Source organism: Butyricicoccus sp., from assembly GCF_050872565.1.
Taxonomy (GTDB): Bacteria; Bacillota; Clostridia; order Oscillospirales; family Butyricicoccaceae; genus Butyricicoccus_A.
In genome coordinates this window covers 1-6,190 of record NZ_JBNMHC010000122.1, presented here as the reverse complement: position 1 = coordinate 6,190, position 6,190 = coordinate 1, and the positions used below count along the sequence as shown (strand labels likewise).

6 protein-coding genes and 1 tRNA gene are annotated in these 6,190 nt (G+C 46.7%); 4 read left to right on the top strand and 3 right to left on the bottom strand.

Going from position 1 to position 6,190, the window contains the following annotated elements:
* Positions 1–26: 26 nt before the first annotated feature.
* Positions 27–103, top strand: a tRNA-Arg gene (locus tag ACR0P9_RS06470).
* A gap of 54 nt (positions 104–157) precedes the next feature.
* On the opposite strand, the gene ACR0P9_RS06465 is transcribed toward ACR0P9_RS06470, so the two are convergent.
* The gene (locus tag ACR0P9_RS06465; protein WP_432618438.1) at positions 158–1,051 is read right to left on the bottom strand and encodes a DMT family transporter; all 894 of its coding nucleotides are present in this window, start codon (positions 1,049–1,051) and stop codon (positions 158–160) included.
* A gap of 239 nt (positions 1,052–1,290) precedes the next feature.
* Here ACR0P9_RS06465 and nrdD point away from each other — a divergent pair, with 239 nt between their 5' ends.
* The 3 genes from nrdD to ACR0P9_RS06450 all read left to right on the top strand — a co-directional run bounded on the left by nrdD (position 1,291) and on the right by ACR0P9_RS06450 (position 4,800).
* Positions 1,291–3,462 (top strand): anaerobic ribonucleoside-triphosphate reductase, encoded by a 2,172-nt coding sequence (gene nrdD / locus ACR0P9_RS06460; protein ID WP_432618436.1) that lies wholly within the window; start codon positions 1,291–1,293, stop codon positions 3,460–3,462.
* A 14-nt stretch (positions 3,463–3,476) separates the two neighbouring features.
* Positions 3,477–3,992, top strand: coding sequence for an anaerobic ribonucleoside-triphosphate reductase activating protein (nrdG, locus tag ACR0P9_RS06455; RefSeq protein WP_432618434.1), 516 nt, complete (start codon positions 3,477–3,479; stop codon positions 3,990–3,992).
* Between the two features lie 133 nt (positions 3,993–4,125).
* Entirely contained in the window at positions 4,126–4,800 is a 675-nt protein-coding gene (locus ACR0P9_RS06450; protein ID WP_432618432.1) for a flavodoxin family protein, read from the top strand.
* A 10-nt stretch (positions 4,801–4,810) separates the two neighbouring features.
* Here ACR0P9_RS06450 and ACR0P9_RS06445 read toward each other — a convergent pair whose 3' ends face one another.
* Together ACR0P9_RS06445 and rbr are read right to left on the bottom strand one after the other, a co-directional pair.
* Positions 4,811–5,527 (bottom strand): hypothetical protein, encoded by a 717-nt coding sequence (locus tag ACR0P9_RS06445; protein ID WP_432618431.1) that lies wholly within the window; start codon positions 5,525–5,527, stop codon positions 4,811–4,813.
* 66 nt (positions 5,528–5,593) lie between these two features.
* Positions 5,594–6,139, bottom strand: coding sequence for a rubrerythrin (rbr, locus tag ACR0P9_RS06440; protein ID WP_432618429.1), 546 nt, complete (start codon positions 6,137–6,139; stop codon positions 5,594–5,596).
* Positions 6,140–6,190: the final 51 nt, after the last annotated feature.

Here is a 6,190-nt window from a genome sequence, read left to right as displayed (position 1 = left end):
CTATCAAGTATTGATAACAAAGATATGCGCCCGTAGCTCAGCTGGATAGAGCGTTGGACTCCGACTCCAAAGGCCATGCGTTCGAATCGCACCGGGCGTACCAAAAACACCGCTGTTTCGTGAGAAATGGCGGTGTTTTTTGCATATATTCCCGTGTTTATTCGGATTTTCTACTCATAAAGACAATAGAAATCAGCACCAAAGCCATACCCAGCCAATTCATCCCATACAACTTTTCGTGAAATAAGATGATGCCGAAAATTCCCGCCATGACCATCTCAATAGAGGCGAGTACAGGGACGCGGCTGGTTTCCTGCAAGTGCTGCACGCCTTGATAGTACAACAGATATGCAATAGCGGTCGGAACGAGTGCGTAGAAAAAGCCGACACCGAGCAGAGGAAGATTGGTTATAACCGCTGTTTGCCACGGCTTGGAGAAGAAAAATAAAAAAATTGCAGCGAAGAGATAGCTGTATGTACTCATGACAAACGCATTGCTCTGATCGCCTGCGATTTTTCCGAAAATAGCCGTGAGACCATAGCAAAGTCCTGCGAGAATACCGCATACAATACCGACGATAGAGAACGAAAGGACTGAAAAATTTCCGCCGGTTGCGGCGAGGACGCAACCCAATATATTGATGACAAGGGCAAACCGTTTTCTCGATGTGATGTGCTCATGAAACAAAATCCAAGAAAATAACGCGGTAAACAATGGCGCGACATTGAGCAAAACGGCACTGATGGTGATGCCTGCCAGATTGACAGCAAGACTGTAAAAGATATTATAAATGCCATGGCAGATCAGTCCGAGCAGTGCACAGGCAAGGAGGGCGTTTCGATCTATTTTAAGAGAGCGAATGCCATAGCGTGCGACTGTCCATATCAACATGATGATGCAGGCAAAGGCAACCCGTAAGAAGCTGGTTAAGATAGAGGTAGAACCAAGCTGTTCCATGATTTGGATGCAGGGACCAATCATACCCCAGAGGGCACCGCCGATAAAAATCAAGATGCCGCCGACAAGATTTGCGTTTTTTTGTTGATTCATAATAAATATGTACTCCGATTTTTATGAAAATTATCCGAGAATATTATAGCAGTCTGGTTGCGGATTGCAAAGAGAAATTATATAATAGTAGATGTTCGCCGCACGTGCGGCGACAGACTTGTTCAGATGCCAGACGGGAAATATCCTAGATGTTGTGCAATTCGATAGAAAGACACACAATATATTGACAGATACCCCCGTGCAGGCTTATAATAGATGAGCAAGAGGGAGGATTTACGATGAAAGTTATCAAAAGAAATGGTGAAGAAGTCCCATTTGATTTATCGAAGATCGTCAATGCCGTAAAGGCTGCCAATCTTGAGGTTGAGCCGATTCATAGATTGAATGAGTATCAGATTCAGGCAGTTGCAGATACTGTGGAAAAGAAGCTGGAATCGCTGCCGCATATCACGCATGTGGAAGATGTGCAGGATATGGTAGAGATCGGTATCATGGAGATGCGCGGCTATGAAGTAGCACAGAAGTATGTGCGCTATCGGTATAAGCGGGAACTGGCTCGTAAATCGAACACGACAGACAATGAAATCTTGGCTCTGATTGACCATTTGAATGAAAATGTCAAGCAGGAGAACTCCAACAAAAATCCGGTCATTAACTCGACCCAGCGCGATTACATGGCGGGTGAAGTGAGCAAGGATTTGACGATGCGTGTGCTGCTGCCGGAAGACATTGTCAAGGCGCATGAAGAGGGCATTATTCATTTCCATGACTCGGATTATTTCGCGCAGAAGGAACACAACTGTGACCTCATCAATCTGGAGGACATGCTGCAAAACGGCACGGTCATCAGTGAGACGATGATTGAAAAGCCGCATAGCTTCTTTACAGCCTGCAATGTCACCACACAGATTGTCGCACAGGTGGCAAGTAATCAGTATGGTGGTCAGACCTTCACGCTGTCGCATTTGGCTCCGTTTGTTGACATCAGCCGTAAGAAGATTCGCAAGCTGGTTGTCGAAGAGCGCGCAGCATGTGGAGATTCGCTGGACGAGCGCATAATCAATAAAGTAGTAGAAAGCCGCCTGAGAAGCGAAGTAAAGAGCGGCATTCAGACCATTCAGTATCAGCTGATTACCCTGATGACCTGTAACGGTCAGGCTCCGTTTGTCACGATGTTTATGTATCTGGACGAAGTGCCGGAAGGTCAGGAGCGCGATGACCTCGCGATGATTATCGAAGAGGTACTGCGTCAGCGTATGCAGGGCGTCAAGAATGAAAAGGGAATTTGGATTACTCCGGCATTCCCGAAGCTGATTTACGTGCTGGATGAAGACAACATCACCAAGGATTCTAAGTACTGGTATTTGACCGAATTGTCCGCAGAGTGCACAGCAAAGCGCATGGTGCCGGATTATATTTCTGCCAAGGTGATGCGCTCGCTCAAAAAAGGCGATGTGTATCCGTGCATGGGCTGCCGCTCGTTTCTGACGGTAGAGGACAACCAACGCAATCCGGATGGCTCTCACAAGTATTACGGACGATTTAATCAGGGTGTTGTTACTATCAACTTGGTTGATGTTGCTTGCTCGTCTCAAGGCGATATGGATGCGTTCTGGAAAATTTATGAAGAGCGACTGGATCTATGTCATCGTGCGCTGCGCTGCCGTCATGAGCGTCTGCTTGGCACCATTTCGGATGTTGCACCGATTTTGTGGCAGAATGGTGCGCTGGCACGATTGAAGAAGGGTGAGACCATTGATAAGCTGCTGTTTGGTGGTTATTCGACGATTTCGCTGGGCTATGCCGGTCTGTGCGAGATGTGCGTGCGCATGATTGGCAAGACACATACTTCGCCGGAAGGCAGAGAATTTGCGTTAAAAGTCATGCAGAAGCTCAACGACAAGTGTAAGGAATGGTCGGAAGCGGAGAACATCAGCTATTCTGTATACGGCACACCGATGGAATCCACAACCTATAAGTTTGCAAAGTGCCTGCAAAAGCGCTTTGGCATTATTCCGGGCGTCACAGACAGAAATTACATCACAAACAGCTATCATGTGCACGTTGCCGAGCACATTGATGCGTTCAATAAGCTGAAGTTTGAGTCGGAATTCCAGAAGCTGTCTCCGGGCGGTGCGATCAGCTATGTAGAGGTTCCGAATCTGCAAAACAACACCGAAGCAGTTCTCTCTGTGATGCGTTTTATTTATGATAATATCATGTATGCAGAGCTGAATACCAAGAGCGACTATTGTGAAAAGTGCGGCTATGACGGTGAAATTCAGATCGTGACCGATGATGAGGGCAAGCTGGTTTGGGAGTGCCCGAACTGCGGCAATCGCGACCAGAATCAGCTGTTTGTTGCCCGCAGAACCTGCGGATATATCGGCACGCAGTTCTGGAATCAGGGCAGAACACAGGAGATTAAGGATCGTGTCCTGCATCTGTAAGAGCGAGAATACATATGAATTATGCAACGATAAAATTTTATGATGTGGCAAACGGCACCGGAGTGCGCGTGAGTTTGTTTGTCTCTGGCTGTCGGCATCATTGTAAGGGCTGTTTCAATGCAGAAACGTGGGACTTTGCTTATGGCGAACCGTACACGCAAGAGATTGAGGACAGCATCCTAGAGGGCTTAAAACCGGACTATATCACGGGATTGTCTTTGCTGGGCGGAGAACCGTTTGAGCCGGAAAATCAGCCTGCTTTGACGGCATTGCTGCGTCGAGTTAAGACAGAGCTACCGGAAAAGACTGTCTGGTGTTATACCGGTTATACCTATGATACGGATTTGGCAGAGGGCGGTGCTGTTTTTACAGATGTCACCAAGGAAATGCTTTCGTATATTGACATTCTTGTAGATGGCGAGTTTGTCGAAGAACAGCGAGATTTGATGCTGCGATTCCGCGGCAGCCGCAATCAGCGAATTCTCACATTAAAACATGGCAATTGTATTCACGTTGAAAGCTGTGAGTAAATAAAAAATATGGCAGACACATCGTCTGCCATATTTTTTTGCTCCAAGTCTACGGAGCATAGATTGTTTTTGGTAAAAAGAGCTTATATAATGAGAAAAAGCAAGATAAAACGAATATATAGGAGGTTTTACCATGAAATTTGTAGCATTTAATGGCAGTCCATCCGGAACGGAAAGTGCAACCAATCGAATCATCACGGCATTTTTAGCCGGTGCATCGCGTGCTGGAGCGGAGACAAAAGTATATCAGCTTGCAGACTATCAGATCGAACAGTGCAAAGGATGCTTTACGTGCTGGTTTCAAACGCCGGGTACATGTGTTTTTCATGATGATATGGAGCAATTGCTGCGTGCGTACCAATCTGCGGATGTGGTCTGTTTTGGCTCGCCGGTCTTTTCTTGGAACATGACAGCGTTACTGAAAAACTTTGTAGATCGACTGATTCCGCTGAAAAGTCCGATTATCGCACAGCAGGAAGAAAGATTCGACCTGGAGGACACGGTCAGGCGGGAACAGAAATATGTAGCGATCTCTAATTGCGGTTTTCCAGGAGAAAATAATTTTTCCGTCATTCAAGAGGCATTTTCTTGCTGCAATCCTTGTTTGGAAATTTATCGAAACTGCGGCAAACTGCTGCGTTCCAAACAAGAATCAGTACAGGGCATCGTGTCAAAATATTTGTCAGTCGTAGAACAAGCAGGGGGTGAATTGGCTTCTGTGGGAACTGTCTGTGAAGAGACAAAGAATAATCTTTCCATGCCGATGCTTTCCACACCGGAATATTTGCGCTTTTTGGGCATGGCATAATTTCTTGTTTTTAACGAAGCACACATTTTCCGCAAGGCTCTAAGCCGCGGGATTGTGCTTCTGCTAAAGTACAGGGATAATAGGTTCCTCTGCCGCACGGATTGGCATAGTGATACTTTTTGCCGCTCTTGGTATAATATACGGTTCGACTGGCTTCTTGGTCAGAAGAAGCAGAGGCATCCGTATGATCCGTATTGCTGGAGGCATCGGCTTGTGTTTCGGCTGGTTCGACCGTCGCTTGCTCTATCTCATCCAAGAATGCTTGGATTTGTTCTTTCGATGCTTGGGTATTATCGCTGTCGGCAGTATCTGCCCCGCGATAGACGTATTTTACCAGCTGTTCTGCACTTTGCCCAAGATCGTGATATGCTTGTTTCTCGGCATTGCCTTCGTATTTGTATTCCAATAACCAACCGGCGTACATCATCTGTTCCATGGTTTCTGTATCTTTGAAACAGTCTGTATAATTGGTTTTTATGTACGTATATGCTTCAGAGACTTCGTCATCTGTTGCAGTATTTGCGGCATCTCGCGCCTTGCGGGTGATGGCATCCACAGCAGAGGCGGCAGTATCTTCTGTTTGAACAACGCCGGAACCTTGCTCAGAGGATGCAACAGGTTTTTGTGTGGAAGTGGAAGTTTGGGACGTGTCCACACTGCTTCCGCAGGCGGTCAGCATGACAGCAAGAATTGCCGCTGACAGAATAGTCATGATTCGTTTTTTCATTCTTATAATCCCCAAAATCAATCGAACCGGACGACCTGTAGCAGGCTGTCCGGTTCGGTCGTTGATTTAATAATTTTCTGCGTGAATTTCAAAGTAAGCCTGTGGATGGTTGCAGACCGGACAGACATCCGGAGCCTGTGTGCCAACAACAATGTGACCGCAATTGCGGCATTCCCAAATTTTCACTTCGCTCTTGGCAAAGACCTCTTGAGCCTCTATATTGTGCAGGAGCGCACGATAGCGTTCTTCATGGTGCTTTTCAATGGCTGCGACACCGCGAAACTGCTCTGCCAGTTCATGAAATCCTTCTTCATCCGCTTCCTTGGCCATGCGGTCATACATGTCCGTCCATTCGTAATTCTCGCCCTCTGCGGCGTGAATCAAGTTTTCGGCTGTATCACCGAGTTCTCCGAGTGCTTTGAACCACAGCTTGGCATGTTCCTTCTCGTTTTCCGCGGTCTTTAAGAACAATGCGGCAATCTGTTCAAAACCAGCTTTCTTTGCGACGCTGGCAAAGTACGTGTACTTGTTGCGAGCCTGTGATTCGCCAGCAAATGCTTCCCAGAGATTTTTCTCTGTTTTGGTACCTGCAAATTTGTTTTTGTCTGCCATAGTCAAATGACCTCCTCTGTACCAGTATTCCCAAAGCGGATTGGAATTGTT

Coding starts and splice junctions, on each gene's coding strand:
- ACR0P9_RS06465 (WP_432618438.1), bottom strand. CDS start 1,051: ATGAATCAACAAAAAAACGCAAATCTTGTCGGCGGCATCTTGATTTTT.
- nrdD (WP_432618436.1), top strand. CDS start 1,291: ATGAAAGTTATCAAAAGAAATGGTGAAGAAGTCCCATTTGATTTATCG.
- nrdG (WP_432618434.1), top strand. CDS start 3,477: ATGAATTATGCAACGATAAAATTTTATGATGTGGCAAACGGCACCGGA.
- ACR0P9_RS06450 (WP_432618432.1), top strand. CDS start 4,126: ATGAAATTTGTAGCATTTAATGGCAGTCCATCCGGAACGGAAAGTGCA.
- ACR0P9_RS06445 (WP_432618431.1), bottom strand. CDS start 5,527: ATGAAAAAACGAATCATGACTATTCTGTCAGCGGCAATTCTTGCTGTC.
- rbr (WP_432618429.1), bottom strand. CDS start 6,139: ATGGCAGACAAAAACAAATTTGCAGGTACCAAAACAGAGAAAAATCTC.